Below are 14,447 nucleotides of genomic sequence, written 5' to 3' on the forward strand. Positions count from 1 at the left end.
GGTAGCCGGGCAGGTTTGAAAACAATCAAAACGCGCGAGTGTAGGGGGTAAGCGATGCCCTAAATATGGGTTGGCATATTTTTCTATGCCCTTGTCGGCAGGGCCACACCAAGGGAAAAATGCACGGGCAGCACCACCGCCAATCGGGGCAGGCCTGATAATCCGGCCCCTATGTCTTCCCCTAAAGTTCTGTTTGGCTTTCATGCCGTAGGCGTTCGCCTGAAAACTGCTCCACACACCATTGTGGAGGTCTATTACGAAGCGACCCGGCGCGATGCCCGCATGCGCCAATTTTTAGAGCGTGCCCGCGAGGCAGGCGTGCGCTTGATCGAGGCCGATGCCCTGCGCATTGCAAAATTGGCCGGTAGCCATGGCCACCAAGGCGTGGCTGCGCGGGTTGAAGCCCTGGCCCAGCAGCATTCACTGGATGATTTGCTGGATGACTTAGAAGCCCAAGGCGTGCGCAACCCCTTGCTGCTGGTGCTCGATGGCGTGACCGATCCGCACAACCTGGGCGCTTGCTTGCGCGTGGCCGATGGCGCTGGGGTGCATGCCGTGATTGCGCCCAAAGACCATGCGGCTGGCATCAACGCCACCGTGGCCAAGGTGGCCAGTGGGGCCACCGAGACCGTGCCCTACTTTATGGTGACCAATCTGGCGCGCACCTTGAATGAACTCAAAGAGCGCAACATTTGGATCATCGGCACCAGTGGCGATGCCCCACAAAGTTTGTTTCAGGCCGATTTCACCGGCCCCGTGGCCCTGGTGCTGGGGGCCGAGGGCGATGGCATGCGCCAACTCACCCGCAAAACCTGCGATGGCCTGATCCACATTCCCATGTGCGGCGCGGTGGAGAGCCTGAACGTCTCGGTCGCCAGCGGCGTGTGCTTGTACGAAGCGGTGCGCCAGCGCAGCGCAGCGGCTACCACCACAACCACAACCACCACGGCGGGCAGCGTTCAGCCCGCCCAAGCATAAAGGGCCACGCCATGCTGATGTACCCACACATCGACCCCGTGGCCTTGCAACTGGGGCCGCTGGCCGTGCACTGGTATGGGCTAACGTACCTGGCAGCGTTTGGCCTGTTCATGCTGCTGGGGCTGCGCCGCTTGCAGCACCCCGCGTTTGCCCACTTGCCCGCCAACCAGTCTTGGAGCCGCAAGGATGTGGAGGACATCCTCTTTCTCGGGGTGCTGGGGGTGATTGTTGGCGGGCGCTTGGGCTACTGTCTGTTTTACAAACCCGGTTATTACCTGAGCCATCCCCTGGAAATCTTTGCGGTCTGGACGGGGGGCATGAGCTTTCACGGCGGCCTGCTGGGTGTAATTGCTGCCATGCTGTGGTTTGCCCATTCGCGCCAGCGCCCGTGGCTGCAGGTGGCCGATTTTGTCGCGCCGTGTGTGCCCACCGGCTTGGCTGCAGGGCGCATTGGCAACTTTATCAATGGCGAGTTGTGGGGCCGCTTTAGCAGTGCTGACTTGCCCTGGGGCATGGTTTTTCCGCACAGCGGCAGCATGTTGCCGCGCCATCCTTCGCAGCTGTACCAGTTTTTGCTGGAAGGCTTGCTGCTGTTTGCCCTGCTGTGGTGGTATGCCAAAGGGCCGCGCAAAACCGGGCAGGTGGCCGCTGCGTTTTTAGTGGGCTACGGCAGCCTGCGCTTTGTGGCCGAGTACTTTCGCGAGCCCGATGATTTCCTGGGCCTGCTCTCGTTGGGCATGAGCATGGGGCAGTGGCTGTGCGTGCCCATGGTGCTGGCCGGGGTGGGTTTGTGGGTGTGGGCCAGTCGGTCACAAAAATAATAAGAGCTGCTGGCGCTTGTAGAGCCTGGTTTATTGATTGTTTTTTAATAATTGCGACTAAAAACAAGCGCCAACAGCTATCTTTTTAGGATAGCGCCCGCCCCACGCGGCCCAGGGCCTGCAGCGGGCCGGTCTGGCGAATCAATTCCACCTGCTCGGGCTGGCGCACATAAATCGTGCCGCCAAACGACAGGGCGTTGATCGACACCCCTTCAAAGTGCTCTTGGCTGCGCGGCACCAACAGCAGCCAACCGCTGCCCACCAGCATGTTGAACGACGGCAGCAAGCCATCCGCCCCGGGCACCAGCCCCAGGTCGGCACGCGCCTGGTGGTAGGCGGCCAGCATGGCGGCGGCGCTGGCGTTCTGGTCTGCACCCAGGCCGACATCCACCTTGAGCAAAGCGTGCGCCATGGGCAAGGCCGGGTGGCGGTACACCACGCCCGGTTGGGCATCGGCCGACAGGCCCGCCGCCAGTTGCGCCAGCGAGGCATTGCCGGGCTCGGCCGGCACCCATTGCACGTGTTTGTGGCGCTGGCTGGCCCCGGCCGGGGCACCGCCGTTGTAAAAACCCAAGCCGCCCAGGGTGCAGAGCAGCTGTGCCAGCACCTCAAAATCGCACAGCTCCAGCGGGGTGAGCTGCTCGGCAAAATCGCGCCGCGCCAGCACCAGGTGGTGCAAGCAGACGGGAAATTTATTCAGCACGATGGTGTGCTGCGTGCCGATAGGGCCCACGGTCAGGGCCGGATCGGGGTTTAAAAAGGGATTGAAATTGGGGTCGCGCGGGCCACCGGGCAAGATCACGGCATCGGCCCCGGCGGCAGGTGCTGGTGCAGTGGCCGGGGCGGCGGCTTTGGCAGCATCCTTGCGGGCCAGGGCTTCGGCCCAGCGCACGATAAAGCGCAAGCCGTTTTGCTCCACCACCGTTTCGCTGGTTTCCAGGGGGCTTAAATCGCCACTGGCCAAGGCACGGTCGGTTTTGCTGCGAATGGCATCGAGCAAGGCGGTCATAGCTGTCTCCTTCTTTGAATTACAAATTTATCGAATGATTCTAGGAAGCAAAATCCATCCCAATTTTTTGCTTTCCTAGCGTAAACCCTAGTGCAGCAACCCGCCTTGTCGGCCCTCCTGGCGCTGCCATCCCACGCGCTGGCTGCTGGAATCGAGCGCCCGCCCACCAGCCCACAGGCCGGGTCGATACAATTTGCCCGGTTTACGATATTGACCGCTGCCCAGCAGCCAAGGGCTTTTTTAGCATGAGCGAACAGACTATTACCATCCACCGCCAACGGCCCACTTCGGGCTCCAAAATCGTCACCCCGGAAGGCACCAAGGCGGTGCTCGATGGCATGAAGCCCAACGCCCTGGCTGCCATTGCCGATGCCGAGAAAAAGCCCGATTGGCTGCGCATCCGTGTGCCCAATGGGGCCAAATACGAAGCGGTGATGGACATTGTTCGCTCGCACAAACTGCACACGGTGTGCGCTGAATCCAAATGCCCCAACATCACCGAATGCTGGGGACGCGGCACGGCCACGCTGATGCTGATGGGCTCAGTCTGCACGCGGGCATGCAAGTTCTGCGCCGTCAATACCGGCAACCCACGCGGCTGGCTCGATCCCCAAGAGCCAGCCAACGTGGCCGATGCCGTGGCGCTGATGGGGCTGAAATACGTGGTGCTGACTTCGGTGGACCGCGATGACCTGGACGACCTGGGCGCAGGCCACTATGCCGCCTGCATTCGCGCCATTCATGAGCGCATGCCTGAGACTGCGATCGAAGCGCTCACGCCCGACTTCCAAGGCCGGCACCACCTGGTGGCCCAAGTGCTGGATGCCGGGCTGGCCACCTATGCCCAAAATTTAGAAACCGTGCAGCGCCTGACCCACCCCGTGCGCGACGCGCGGGCCAGCTACGAGGTCACGCTGGACGTGCTGAAATTTGCCAAAAGCTACGCGCCCCAGACCGTCACCAAGACCAGTCTGATGCTGGGCCTGGGCGAGACCGACGAAGAGGTGGTGCAGGCCCTGACCGACATCCGCGCCGCCAATGTGGACGTGGTCACCTTTGGCCAATACATGCGCCCCACAAAAAACCACCTGCCGGTGCAGCGCTTTGTCACCCCCGAGGAGTTCCTGCGCTACCGCGACATCGGCATGGATATGGGCTTTTTAGAAGTCGTCTCCGGCCCGCTGGTGCGCTCCAGCTACCGCGCCGAGCGTGTGCTGGAGCACAACAACGCCGGGCTGGATCTGAACGTGCTGCAAGGCCTGCGCGATTCGGCCACCAGCGCGATGCGTTGCTGATCTAGCCCAAACTTGTGCCGTTTTTCCACAGCCCGCAGCCACCCCAGGCCAGCGGGCTGTGCTGTAATTACCGCTCTACGGACGAAACAGGGGTGTCCCGCTGTTTGCAACAACAGCTGCGCGACTGAGAACATACCCTGGGGCCTGGCCCCCAAGACCCGATCCAGATCATGCTGGCGTGGGGAGTTTCTATCAGCAGGCGCCATTGCGCCCGGTTTTGTCCTGGTTTTGCCCTTGACATTCTGGAGCTGCACCCTGCCATGTTCACACTGACCAAACCCTCCCGCATCACCGTTTTAGGCGCTGGCCTGATGGGCCGCCTGCTGGCCCTGAGCCTGGCCCGCCAAGGCCACCAGGTCGAAGTGTTCGATGCCCACGGCCCCAGCGCCGACGGTGCTGCCGCCCCGGTGGCCGCCGCCATGCTGGCGCCGCTGGCCGAATCGGCGGTGACCGAACCCAACGTGGTGCGCATGGGCCAGCACAGCCTGGAGCGCTGGCCGCAGCTGCTGCACAGTCTGGCAACCCCGGTGTACTTTCAGCGCAACGGCACCCTCATCGTCTGGCACCGCCAAGATGGGCCCGAGGCCCAGCGCCTGGCCGGTCTATTCGACAAAAACTACCACCTCAACACCACCCTGCCGCGCCCCGAGCAACTCGATGCCCAGCGCCTGGCCGCCGTTGAGCCTGCGCTGCAAGGGCGCTTTCAGGCGGGCATCTTGCTGCCGGACGAGGGCCAGCTGGACAACCGCCAGCTGCTGCCCGCCCTGGTGGCCGAACTGCACACCCTGGGCGTGGCCCTGCACTGGCACAGCCCCAAAGAGCTGAGCGATTTTGCCCCCGGCCAACCCGGTCAGCCCGACCTGGTGCTGGACTGCCGGGGCCTGGGTGCCAGCACCGCCTGGCCGCAGCTGCGCGGCGTGCGCGGCGAGGTGATTCGCGTGCATGCGCCCGAAGTGACCCTGCAGCGCCCCACGCGCCTGATTCACCCGCGCTATTCGCTCTACATCGCACCCAAGGAAAACCACGTTTTCGTCATCGGTGCCACCGAGATCGAATCCAGCGATGCCGGCCCGGCCAGCCTGCGCTCGACGATGGAGCTGCTCAGCGCCCTCTACACCGTCCACAGCGGCTTTGCCGAGGCGCGCATCCTAGAACTAAACACCGGCCTGCGCCCCACCCTGCCAGACAACCTGCCCGCCCTGCGCTGGGTGGGCGAGCGCGTGCTGCAGGTCAATGGCCTGTACCGCCATGGCTTCATGATCAGCCCCACCATGCACGACATCACCCTGCAGGTACTGGCCGACGGCACCAGCCCTCTGGCCGCACAGATGCAGGTGCCGGTGCTGCAAGGCTAAACTTTGCCGTTATGCACATCCTGATCAACCAACAACCCGTGGTACTGGCCGCAGCCAGCGCCACCGTGGCCGATGCCCTGGCGCAGTGGAATGCCCAACCACCCTACGCGGTGGCGCTGAACACCCGCTTTGTGCCCAAAAGCCAGTACGCCCACCAACCCCTGCAAGAAGGGGATCGGCTGGAAGTGATTGCCCCGGTAACGGGAGGTTAAAACAATAGCTGCTTGCGCTTTTATTTATTTGCTTTCAGCCTATAAATAGTCTTAAACATAGATATATCGTACGCAAGCAGCTCTCAATTTAATGAATACCATGCCAGATACACCCTTGACCCTGTATGGCCAGTCCTTCAGCAGCCGCTTGCTGCTGGGCACCTCGCGCTACCCCTCGCCCGCCATTTTGGAAGCCGCCGTGCGCCGCGCCCAGCCGGCCATGGTCACCGCCGCGCTGCGCCGCCAGGGCAGCAACACCGCCCAGGTGCAAGATGCCGGGGCCAGCTTCTGGCAATTGCTCAAGCAGCTGAACGTGCCGGTACTGCCCAACACCGCCGGCTGCATGAGCCTGCAAGAAGCCATCACCACCGCACAAATGGCCCGCGAAGTGTTCGACACACCCTGGATCAAGCTGGAGCTGATCGGCGACGACTACACCCTGCAGCCCGACACGCTCAACCTGGTGCAGGCGGCGGACATCCTGATTAAGGATGGTTTCAAAGTGCTGCCCTACTGCACCGAAGACCTGGTGCTGTGCCAGCGCCTGGTCGATGTGGGCTGCCAAGCCGTCATGCCCTGGGCCGCGCCGATTGGCACGGGCCGTGGCCCGGCCAACCCCTACGCCATGCAGGTGCTGCGCGAGCGCCTGGACGTGCCGCTGATCGTTGATGCTGGCCTGGGCCGACCCAGCCACGCCTGCACGGTGATGGAGTGGGGCTTTGACGGCGTGCTGCTCAACACCGCCGTCGCCTTGGCGCAAGACCCCGTGGCCATGGCCGGTGCTTTTGCCGATGCCACCCAGGCCGGGCGCAACGCCTACCGCGCCGGGGCCATGGCCGAGCAAACCGCCGCCCAGCCCAGCACCCCCACCCTGGGCACCCCCTTCTGGCACCACGCATAGACCACACCGCATGAACGACGCATCCATCGCCACCCTACAGGCCGCCATCCTGGCCGCGCACCGCACCCGCTTTGCCGGGCAGGACGGCCTGCCCGCCCAGCCCACGCCCGCCACTGGCGGCAATGCTGACCCCATCTACCAGGCCGCCCTCAGCGCCTGCAGCCAGCTGGGCTTTATCGCCTGCGATGCCCACACCCTGGCGCTGGCCTGGCAGCGGCAAAGCCAGCGCCTGGGGGCGTTTGATGCCAGCCTCTGGCCCAGCCATGCGGCAGATTTCGGTCTGAGCGCCCCCGACCCGGCCCACGCCTTTGCCCCCTGCCCGCAGCAATTGGGCCTGTACGCCGTGCTGCCCGATGCCGACTGGGTCGGCCGCATGGCCCGCGCCGGTGTGCCCACGGTGCAACTGCGTTTTAAAAGCGACGACCCCACCGCCATCCACGCCCAGGTGCAGGCCGCCGTCGCTGCCGTGCAGGGCACAGGGGCCCGCTTGTTCATCAACGACCATTGGGAGGCGGCCCTGCACGCCGGTGCTTACGGCATCCACATCGGCCAAGAAGACCTCGATGCCCTGCCCGCCGGTGCGCTGCAGCGCATCCGCAGCAGCGGCACCCGCCTGGGCATCAGCACCCACGGCTATGCGGAAATGTGCAAAGCCCACGCGGTACACCCCAGCTACATCGCCCTGGGTGCCGTTTTTCCCACCACACTGAAAAAAATGGCCACCGCCCCGCAAGGCTTGGCCCGGCTGGCGGCCTACGCCCAGCTGCTGCGCGGCACGCCACTGGTGGCCATCGGCGGTATCGGTGCCGAGCAGTTCGCCGCCGTGCGCGCCACCGGCGTGGGCAGCATTGCCGTGGTGCGGGCGCTGGTGAACGCCCCCGACCCAGAGGCCGCCGCCACTTTGCTCAAGGAACAGTTCAGTACATACCCTTAATTTATTGCAACAAAAGCGACATGATTGGTCAAATCGTCAATGTTTTATGATGAAAAACATTCAATAAGACACTATCCGTGCAAACCGCAATAAAAGCCCGAAAGCAAACTCTTACAATGCCACGCACCCCCGCCCTTGCGATGGCAAGGGGGGATCACAGGAATCTTGTCCATCCAAGGAAGGTAAATTTATGAGCAAAAAACTGCTGGGGCTGGCCTTGTTGGCGGCCTGCACCTTTACCGCACAGGCCGCCGATCTCAAACCCCTGAAGGTGGCCATTGACCCCACCTACGAACCCTTTACCTTTAAAACCGCCGACGGCAAACCCACCGGGTTTGATGTGGACATTGCCGAAGCCCTGTGCGCCGAGATGAAGCGCAAGTGCGTCTTCGTCGAACAGGTGTGGGACAGCATGATCCCCGGCCTGCAAGCGCGCAAGTACGACATCATCGTCAGCTCCATGTCGATCACCGACGAGCGGCGCAAAGTGGTCGATTTCTCTGACCGCTACTACAAAACCCCCAGCGCCATCGTGGTGAAGAAGGGCACGGAATACACCGGCCCGGCCTCCCTCAAAGGCAAGTCCATCGGCGTGCTCAAAGGCAGCACCCAAGAGAAATGGGCCATGGGCGAATTGAAACCCGCTGGCGTGAACGTCGTGCCCTACGAAGCGCAAGACCAGGTGTACCTGGACATCAACGCTGGCCGCCTGGATGGCACTGTGGCCGACAAGGTGGAAGTACACGGCGGCTTCCTGCGCAAGCCCGAGGGCAAGGACTACGGCTACGTTGGCCCTGACCAGTACGACACCAAGTACTACGGCGATGGCATTGGCATTCCGGCCCGCAAAGGCCAAAAAGAGCTGATCGGCCAGATCAACGCGGCCATCAAAACCATCCGCGCCAATGGCACCTACGACAAAATCGCCAAAAAATACTTCGACTTTGACCCCTACGGCAACTAAGCCCGCTCTGCAGGCCTGATTTGCCGCTCTCACCAGCCCGCCCATTTGATTGCAAGTGGGCGGGCTCGCTGTTTTCTTAGCTGTACTGCGCATGAGCCATTACTACATTTCCATTTTGCAAGGGGCGCTGCTGACCGTGGCCGTCTCGCTGGCCTCGCTGCTGGTCTCTACCGTACTGGGTTTGCTGGGGGCCACTGCCAAGCTCTCGGGCCGCCGCCCCCTGGTCTGGCTGGCCACGCTGTACACCACCGTGGTGCGCGGCATCCCCGAGCTGGTGCTGATGCTGCTGGTCTTTTACGGTGCCGCCATCGGCATCAACAACCTGTTCGAGGCCATGGGCTCAGACTATGTGCTGGATTTGAACCCTTTCATCGCCGGTGTGGCCACCCTGGGTTTTATCTACGGGGCCTACATGACCGAGACCTTTCGCGCGGCCATCCTCTCGATCCCCAAGGGGCAGATGGAAGCAGCCTGGGCCTTTGGCATGGGGCCGGTGCGCACCTTTTTGCGCATCACCCTGCCGCAAATGGTGCGCTACGCCCTGCCCGGCTACACCAACAACTGGCTGGTGCTGATCAAGGCCACCGCCCTGGTCAGCCTGATCAGCCTGCACGACATGACCTATATGGCCAAGCAGGCCAGCGCCGCCACACGCGAGCCGTTTATCTTTTTAATGTTTGCCGCGGCCTTGTACCTGGTTTTCACCAGCGTCTCGCTCAGCGTGCTCAAGCGCATCAACGCCCGCTACAGCCTGGGCACCGAAAAAGTCCAACTCTAACCAAAGGAAGCATTCACCATGAGTTGGGAAATCATTTTCGAGACCGAACAACTGCTGGCCTTTTGGCACGGCCTGCTCACCACCTTATCGCTGCTGCTGTCCAGCCTGGGCATCGGCGCGGTGCTGGCCGTGGCCTGCGCCCTGGCATTGACCAACGGCCCTTGGGTGCTGCAAAAGCTGGTCGGCAGCTTTACCTATTTTGTGCGCGGCACGCCGCTGCTCATTCAGGTGTATTTGATTTATTACGGCCTGGCACAGCTCGATTGGATTCAAGAGCGCTGGGATGCCGTCTGGCCCTGGACGCACTTTAAAGAGCCCTTCTTCTGCGCCCTGCTGGCTTTTGCGCTGAACACCGGCGGCTACACCGCCGAAATGCTGGCCGGGGCCATCCGCGAGACCGACCCCGGCGAGGTCGAGGCCGCCCGCGCCATGGGCATGGGCCGCTGGCAGATCATGGCCCGCATCGTGCTGCCCAGCGCCATCCGCCGCACCCTGCCGCCCTACAGCAACGAGGTGGTGATGATGTTGCACTCCACCAGCCTGGCCAGCACCGTCCCGGCGCTGACCGACATCACCGCCGTGGCCAGCCAAATCTACTCGGACTACTACCTGCCGTTTGAGGCCTACCTGGCCGCCGCCGTCCTCTACCTGTGCGTGACCTTTGCCCTGATCGGCTTTTTCCGCCTCCTAGAAAAACGCTATCTGGCCTACCTGGCCCCACGCAGCAATTAAGTCTTTATTTCAGCCCATGACCGATACCACCGCCTTCAAACTCCAGGCCGAAAACATCCACAAAAGCTACGGCAGCAACCAAGTGCTCAAAGGCGTGACCCTGCATGCCCGCGCGGGCGACGTGATCAGCCTGATCGGCAGCTCCGGCTCTGGCAAATCGACCTTGCTGCGCTGCATCAACCTGCTGGAAAAGCCCCAACAAGGCCGCATCATCGTCGCCGGGGAAGAGCTGCAGCTCAAGGCCGGGCGCCATGGCGAGCTGGAGGCCGTTAACCCCAAGCAACTGCAGCGCCTGCGCACCAAGCTGGCCATGGTGTTCCAGCACTTCAACCTGTGGGCGCACAAAACCGTGCTGCAAAACATCATCGAAGCGCCCATCCACGTGCTGGGCCTGCCCAAAGACGAAGCCATCACCCGCGCCCGCAAATACCTGCAATTGGTTGGCCTGGAAGGGCGCGAAGACGTTTACCCTAACCACATGAGCGGCGGCCAGCAGCAGCGCGTGGCCATTGCCCGCGCCCTGGCGGTCGAGCCCGAGGTGATGCTGTTTGACGAGCCCACCAGCGCCCTCGATCCCGAACTGGTCGGCGAAGTGCTGCGCGTCATGCAGGTGCTGGCCCAGGAGGGGCGCACCATGGTCGTCGTCACCCACGAAATCGGCTTTGCCCGCGAAGTCTCCAACCACGTGGTCTTTTTGCACCAGGGCCTGATCGAAGAGCAAGGCGACCCCAAGCAGGTGCTCATTCACCCGCAAAGCGAGCGGCTGGCCAAGTTCTTATCGGGCAGCCTGAAGTAAAAGATAGCTGCTTGCGCTTGAATCAAAAAGGTCTCAGCCTGTTTAGCTGCTGAAATATTGATTTTTCGTGCGGAACAAGCTCTTTTTTATGAGGAAAATTTTTTCTTCTCGGCGCATTTTTTCTGGGAACTCTGGCCCCACCCCTCCCTCCAAAGCAGGCCCTAAGAACGTGTTCATGATCTCGAATGAAGGTGAGGGGGATGCGGTTCGGGATGGGTTGCGAGGCGCAAACCACAGCAATAGCTTGGCTATTGCGAGGATTTGCAACGACGCAGACCGCCCGAAGCCGCGCCCGCACACCCATGAGGAGATCGTGAACACGTTCTACATCCTCTCCAACCCCAAAGAAAGTAATCCGTATGACAACGACTTCCCTGCGTGCAACCGCCTCTGTCCTGGCCGTCACGATCGCAGCCTTTGCCATCCCTTCCGTTGCCCAAGCCAAACGCCTGGGGGGGGCGAAAAAGCCCATGGCACGCCCCGCAGCAGTCAGCAAAGCACCGACCAGCCCCGCAGCCCCTGCCGCTCCGGCCGCTGCCCAACGCCCGGCAGCCGCCACACCCGCCACACCCGCCACCCCGGCAGCACCGGCCAGCGCTGCGGCGGCCCCAGCGCCTGCCGCTACCGCAGCGGCTCCAGCGGCCAGCGCTGGCTCCGGCATGATGGGCACCGTTGCCGGCGCTGCAGTGGGTGCAGTGGTGGGCACCATGGCCGGCAATGCCTTGGCCAGCACCTTCCAAGGTGACAAGGCAGAAGACCCCAATGCCGCCGCCAAAGCCCAGGCTGCAGCCGATGCCAAAGCCGCCGAGGCCGAAGCCGCCGCCCTGCAGCAGTAACTCGAAGCCGCCCAGGCCAAAGCCGCCAGCGCACGCGCTGCAGCACAGTAAGTAAGCATCAAACTCCCAGTCGCGCGCTGCCCCCTTCCTGCCCGCATCCTGCCGGATGGCGCTGGCAGCGACGCAAAGCGGGGGGCGGGGGCCAGCGCCGCTACACCGGCAGCGCAACCCACTGCCCCTGCACCGCACACACCCGAATTCGCTGATCAAACACCGCCTCCAGTGCCGCATGGGTCACGGCATCATCGCTGGGCCCGTGGTGTACGAGCTGCCCGGCCTGCAAAATGATCAAGCAGTCAGATTGCAACGCCACCCCCAACTCATGCAACACGCTCACCACCGTGCCCCCTTGGGCAGCATGGCGGCGCACTGTGGCCATCCAGTCACTTTGGTGGGGGGGATCCAGATTGGCCAAAGGCTCATCCATCAGCAAAACCGGGGCCTGGGTGGCCAAAGCCCGGGCCAGCAGCACGCGCTGGCGCTCGCCACCGGAAAGCTCCCCCAAAGGCCGATCGCGCCAATCCCAGGCCTGGGTGGCCTGCAGCGCCTGGGCCACGGCCGCATGGTCGGCGGCACTGGGGGCCGCCAGCCAGTTTTGGTGCGGCAGGCGGCCCAGCATGGCCACGTCGTAACTGCTTAAGTCAGCGGGGGCGGCCTCGCCTTGGCCCAACCAGGCCAGCTGCCGGGCTTGGGCCTTGCGCGGCCACTGGGCCAGGGGCTGGCCCAGCAATTGCACCTGCCCCTGGGCCAGCGGTTGCAGCCCAGCCAAGGCGCGCAGCAACGTCGATTTGCCCGCACCATTGGGGCCCACAATGGCCGTCCATTGCCCGGCAAAAATCGCCGTATCCACCCGGTTCAAAATACATCTATTTTTGGCATTAACGCTGATAGATTCAGCGCTAATAGCTATCTTTTTCATGATGCCAAGTCCCGCATTCTGCGCTGGTACATCAGCACCAGCAGATAGCTACCCCCCAGCAAGGCGGTGACCACACCGACGGGCAACTCCTGGGGGGCCAGCAAGCCCCGCGCCAAAATATCCGCCGCCAACAGCAACGCCCCCCCCATGGCACTGGCCAGCACCACGCTGGTGCGGTGGGGCACCCGCACCAGGCTGCGCACCAAATGCGGCGCAGCCAGACCGACAAAAGCAATCAACCCCGTTTGCGCCACCGCCGTGCCCGTGGCCAGTGCCAGCACGGCCAGCAGCCCCAAGCGCATCGCCGTCAAAGGCAGGCCTAAACTGGCGGCCGTGGCCTCGCCCAGGGCCAAGCCATCCAAGGCCCGCGCCAGACTCCAGGCAGCGGCCAAACACAGCAGCCAGGCTGCGGCCATCACAGCGCACGCGGCCCAGCCGACCAATGCGGTGCTGCCCAGGCCAAAGGCTTTCATGGGCTGCAAAATCTCGGGGTAGCGCAGCTCCAACCCATCGCGCACCGCGCCCAGCACCACCCCCACCACCACCCCGGCCAGCAACAGGCGCAAGCCCTGCTGACTGCCTTGGGCCAAAACCAGCGCCAAAAACACCGCACCGGCAGCCCCCATAAACGCCATCCCCGTCATGCCCAGCCGCGGCAGCCACAGCAAGCCCAGCGGAGCACCACCGGCCAACAGCAAGGCCAGCGCTCCGCCCAACGCCGCCCCGGAAGCACTGCCCAGCAGGTACGGATCGGCCAAAGGGTTGCGAAACAATCCTTGCGCAACCGCTCCAGCCAAGCCCAGCAGCGCCCCGGCCAGCCAAGCCCCCAGCGTGCGCGGCAAGCGAATCTCCACAATGATTTGCTGGGCAATGGCATCGTGCGGCCAGCGCCACACCGCCTCCAGCCCGGTGCTGCCCACCGCCACCCCCATCACCAGCAACCCAAGGCTGAGCAGCAACAAAGCCAGCCCCAGCCAACGGGCGGCGGGCGCGGTGTTACAAAGAGGATGGCTTGGCATGGCGAGGGGCCTTGTCGATCAAACACTGGGCCAGCAGCTGCGCAGCCTGTGCCATGCGCGGGCCGGGGCGCACCAAAATATTGATTTGCTCCGCATCAAAACGGCAAATGCGCTGCTCGCGCACCGCGGGCAATTGCCCCCACCCAGGAAAAGGGGGCGCAGCGGCCGCGGCCGCGCCTTGAATCACCACTTGCGGGGCCGCACGCAGCACAAACTCGGGGCTCACCAAGGGGAAAGGCCCCATTTCTGCCGGCACCACATTGACCATGCCCATGCGGGTCAAAATTTCACCCAGATAAGAACTGGCCCCAGCGGCATACGGCCCTTGCCCCACTTCAACATACACGCGGGTGCCAGCAATCGTCGGTGGCAAGCGCTGCGCCACGCCATCCAGCCCTGCTTGCAGCCGCTGCCACAGTTGCGCCCCCGCTGCAGGCTGGTGGACCAAAGCGGCGATGGTGACGATCATGTGCTGCACCTCGGTCAGGTTTTGCGCATCCAGCACCACCGTGCGCACACCCAAAGCCCGCAAACGCTCCCCCACCGGGGTGGCACGCGACAGCAGCACCACATCGGGTTGCAGGGCGATGATGGCCTCCAGGCTCGGATCCAGGCCGCCCCCCACCTTGGGCACATGGGCGAGGGCCTCAGCCGGCCAGCTCGAATAGCGGTCTATGCCCACCAGGCGCTGGCACTGCTCTAAAGCGCACAGCACCTCGGTCAATGTCGGTTGCAAACTCACAATCCGCTGGGGAGCACGCTCCAGCGCAGGGGCCGTCTGGGCCTGAATTTGAAGCGGCAAGCCACTGCAAAACCATACAAGCCATAGCATGAACCGCTTTGCTGACATATTTTTAAGATTCATTCACTAGTTTTTATTGATTAAACAAGCGGTACG

Annotated in this window: 17 protein-coding genes; 12 read left to right on the plus strand and 5 right to left on the minus strand. The window is 63.2% G+C overall.

What is annotated here, in order from left to right:
- Positions 1-171: 171 nt before the first annotated feature.
- On the plus strand, positions 172-978 hold the full coding sequence (rlmB, locus tag ACFO24_RS12225) for a 23S rRNA (guanosine(2251)-2'-O)-methyltransferase RlmB (RefSeq protein ID WP_207574201.1): 807 nt from the start codon (positions 172-174) through the stop codon (positions 976-978).
- A gap of 11 nt (positions 979-989) precedes the next feature.
- Complete coding sequence (lgt, locus tag ACFO24_RS12230; protein WP_377738598.1) at positions 990-1,799, plus strand: prolipoprotein diacylglyceryl transferase; 810 nt, start codon at positions 990-992, stop codon at positions 1,797-1,799.
- 85 nt (positions 1,800-1,884) lie between these two features.
- On the opposite strand, the gene ACFO24_RS12235 is transcribed toward lgt, so the two are convergent.
- Entirely contained in the window at positions 1,885-2,808 is a 924-nt protein-coding gene (locus ACFO24_RS12235) for an ATP adenylyltransferase family protein (protein WP_377738599.1), read from the minus strand.
- A 245-nt stretch (positions 2,809-3,053) separates the two neighbouring features.
- On the opposite strand from ACFO24_RS12235, the gene lipA reads away from it, so the two are divergent.
- From lipA to ACFO24_RS12280, 9 genes are all read left to right on the plus strand, one after another.
- The gene (lipA, locus tag ACFO24_RS12240) at positions 3,054-4,103 is read left to right on the plus strand and encodes a lipoyl synthase (protein WP_377738600.1); all 1,050 of its coding nucleotides are present in this window, start codon (positions 3,054-3,056) and stop codon (positions 4,101-4,103) included.
- A gap of 260 nt (positions 4,104-4,363) precedes the next feature.
- Positions 4,364-5,458, plus strand: a complete 1,095-nt coding sequence (locus ACFO24_RS12245) for an FAD-dependent oxidoreductase (RefSeq protein ID WP_377738601.1) — start codon at positions 4,364-4,366, stop codon at positions 5,456-5,458.
- Positions 5,459-5,469: 11 nt separating this feature from the next.
- Complete coding sequence (gene thiS / locus ACFO24_RS12250; RefSeq protein ID WP_207574196.1) at positions 5,470-5,670, plus strand: sulfur carrier protein ThiS; 201 nt, start codon at positions 5,470-5,472, stop codon at positions 5,668-5,670.
- A 91-nt stretch (positions 5,671-5,761) separates the two neighbouring features.
- On the plus strand, positions 5,762-6,571 hold the full coding sequence (locus ACFO24_RS12255) for a thiazole synthase (protein WP_377738602.1): 810 nt from the start codon (positions 5,762-5,764) through the stop codon (positions 6,569-6,571).
- 10 nt (positions 6,572-6,581) lie between these two features.
- Entirely contained in the window at positions 6,582-7,505 is a 924-nt protein-coding gene (locus tag ACFO24_RS12260) for a thiamine phosphate synthase (RefSeq protein ID WP_377738603.1), read from the plus strand.
- Positions 7,506-7,695: 190 nt separating this feature from the next.
- On the plus strand, positions 7,696-8,469 hold the full coding sequence (locus ACFO24_RS12265) for a lysine/arginine/ornithine ABC transporter substrate-binding protein (RefSeq protein ID WP_377738604.1): 774 nt from the start codon (positions 7,696-7,698) through the stop codon (positions 8,467-8,469).
- A gap of 91 nt (positions 8,470-8,560) precedes the next feature.
- The gene (locus ACFO24_RS12270; protein ID WP_207574192.1) at positions 8,561-9,247 is read left to right on the plus strand and encodes an ABC transporter permease; all 687 of its coding nucleotides are present in this window, start codon (positions 8,561-8,563) and stop codon (positions 9,245-9,247) included.
- Positions 9,248-9,265: 18 nt separating this feature from the next.
- On the plus strand, positions 9,266-9,979 hold the full coding sequence (locus ACFO24_RS12275) for an ABC transporter permease (protein ID WP_207574191.1): 714 nt from the start codon (positions 9,266-9,268) through the stop codon (positions 9,977-9,979).
- Positions 9,980-9,995: 16 nt separating this feature from the next.
- Positions 9,996-10,775 carry an ABC transporter ATP-binding protein gene (locus tag ACFO24_RS12280; RefSeq protein ID WP_377738605.1) on the plus strand — a complete coding sequence of 260 codons (780 nt, stop codon included), beginning with the start codon at positions 9,996-9,998 and terminating at the stop codon, positions 10,773-10,775.
- A 42-nt stretch (positions 10,776-10,817) separates the two neighbouring features.
- Here the strand turns inward: ACFO24_RS12280 and ACFO24_RS12285 are convergent, their stop codons facing one another.
- Positions 10,818-11,096: a hypothetical protein gene (locus tag ACFO24_RS12285; protein WP_377738606.1), complete on the minus strand. Its 279-nt coding sequence runs from the start codon at positions 11,094-11,096 to the stop codon at positions 10,818-10,820.
- A 38-nt stretch (positions 11,097-11,134) separates the two neighbouring features.
- On the opposite strand from ACFO24_RS12285, the gene ACFO24_RS12290 reads away from it, so the two are divergent.
- Positions 11,135-11,611 (plus strand): ABC transporter substrate-binding protein, encoded by a 477-nt coding sequence (locus ACFO24_RS12290; RefSeq protein WP_377738607.1) that lies wholly within the window; start codon positions 11,135-11,137, stop codon positions 11,609-11,611.
- Between the two features lie 151 nt (positions 11,612-11,762).
- On the opposite strand, the gene ACFO24_RS12295 is transcribed toward ACFO24_RS12290, so the two are convergent.
- From ACFO24_RS12295 to ACFO24_RS12305, 3 genes are read right to left on the minus strand one after another with little or no spacing between them, the layout of a single operon-like run.
- Positions 11,763-12,530 (minus strand): ABC transporter ATP-binding protein, encoded by a 768-nt coding sequence (locus ACFO24_RS12295; protein ID WP_377738608.1) that lies wholly within the window; start codon positions 12,528-12,530, stop codon positions 11,763-11,765.
- Positions 12,527-13,549: a FecCD family ABC transporter permease gene (locus tag ACFO24_RS12300; RefSeq protein ID WP_377738609.1), complete on the minus strand. Its 1,023-nt coding sequence runs from the start codon at positions 13,547-13,549 to the stop codon at positions 12,527-12,529. Before ACFO24_RS12300 ends, ACFO24_RS12295 begins: the two co-directional genes overlap by 4 nt.
- On the minus strand, positions 13,527-14,351 hold the full coding sequence (locus ACFO24_RS12305; protein WP_377738610.1) for an ABC transporter substrate-binding protein: 825 nt from the start codon (positions 14,349-14,351) through the stop codon (positions 13,527-13,529). The genes ACFO24_RS12300 and ACFO24_RS12305 overlap by 23 nt, the downstream gene beginning before the upstream one ends.
- Positions 14,352-14,447: the final 96 nt, after the last annotated feature.

Source organism: Comamonas denitrificans, assembly GCF_042654745.1.
GTDB lineage: Bacteria > Pseudomonadota > Gammaproteobacteria > Burkholderiales > Burkholderiaceae_C > Comamonas > Comamonas denitrificans.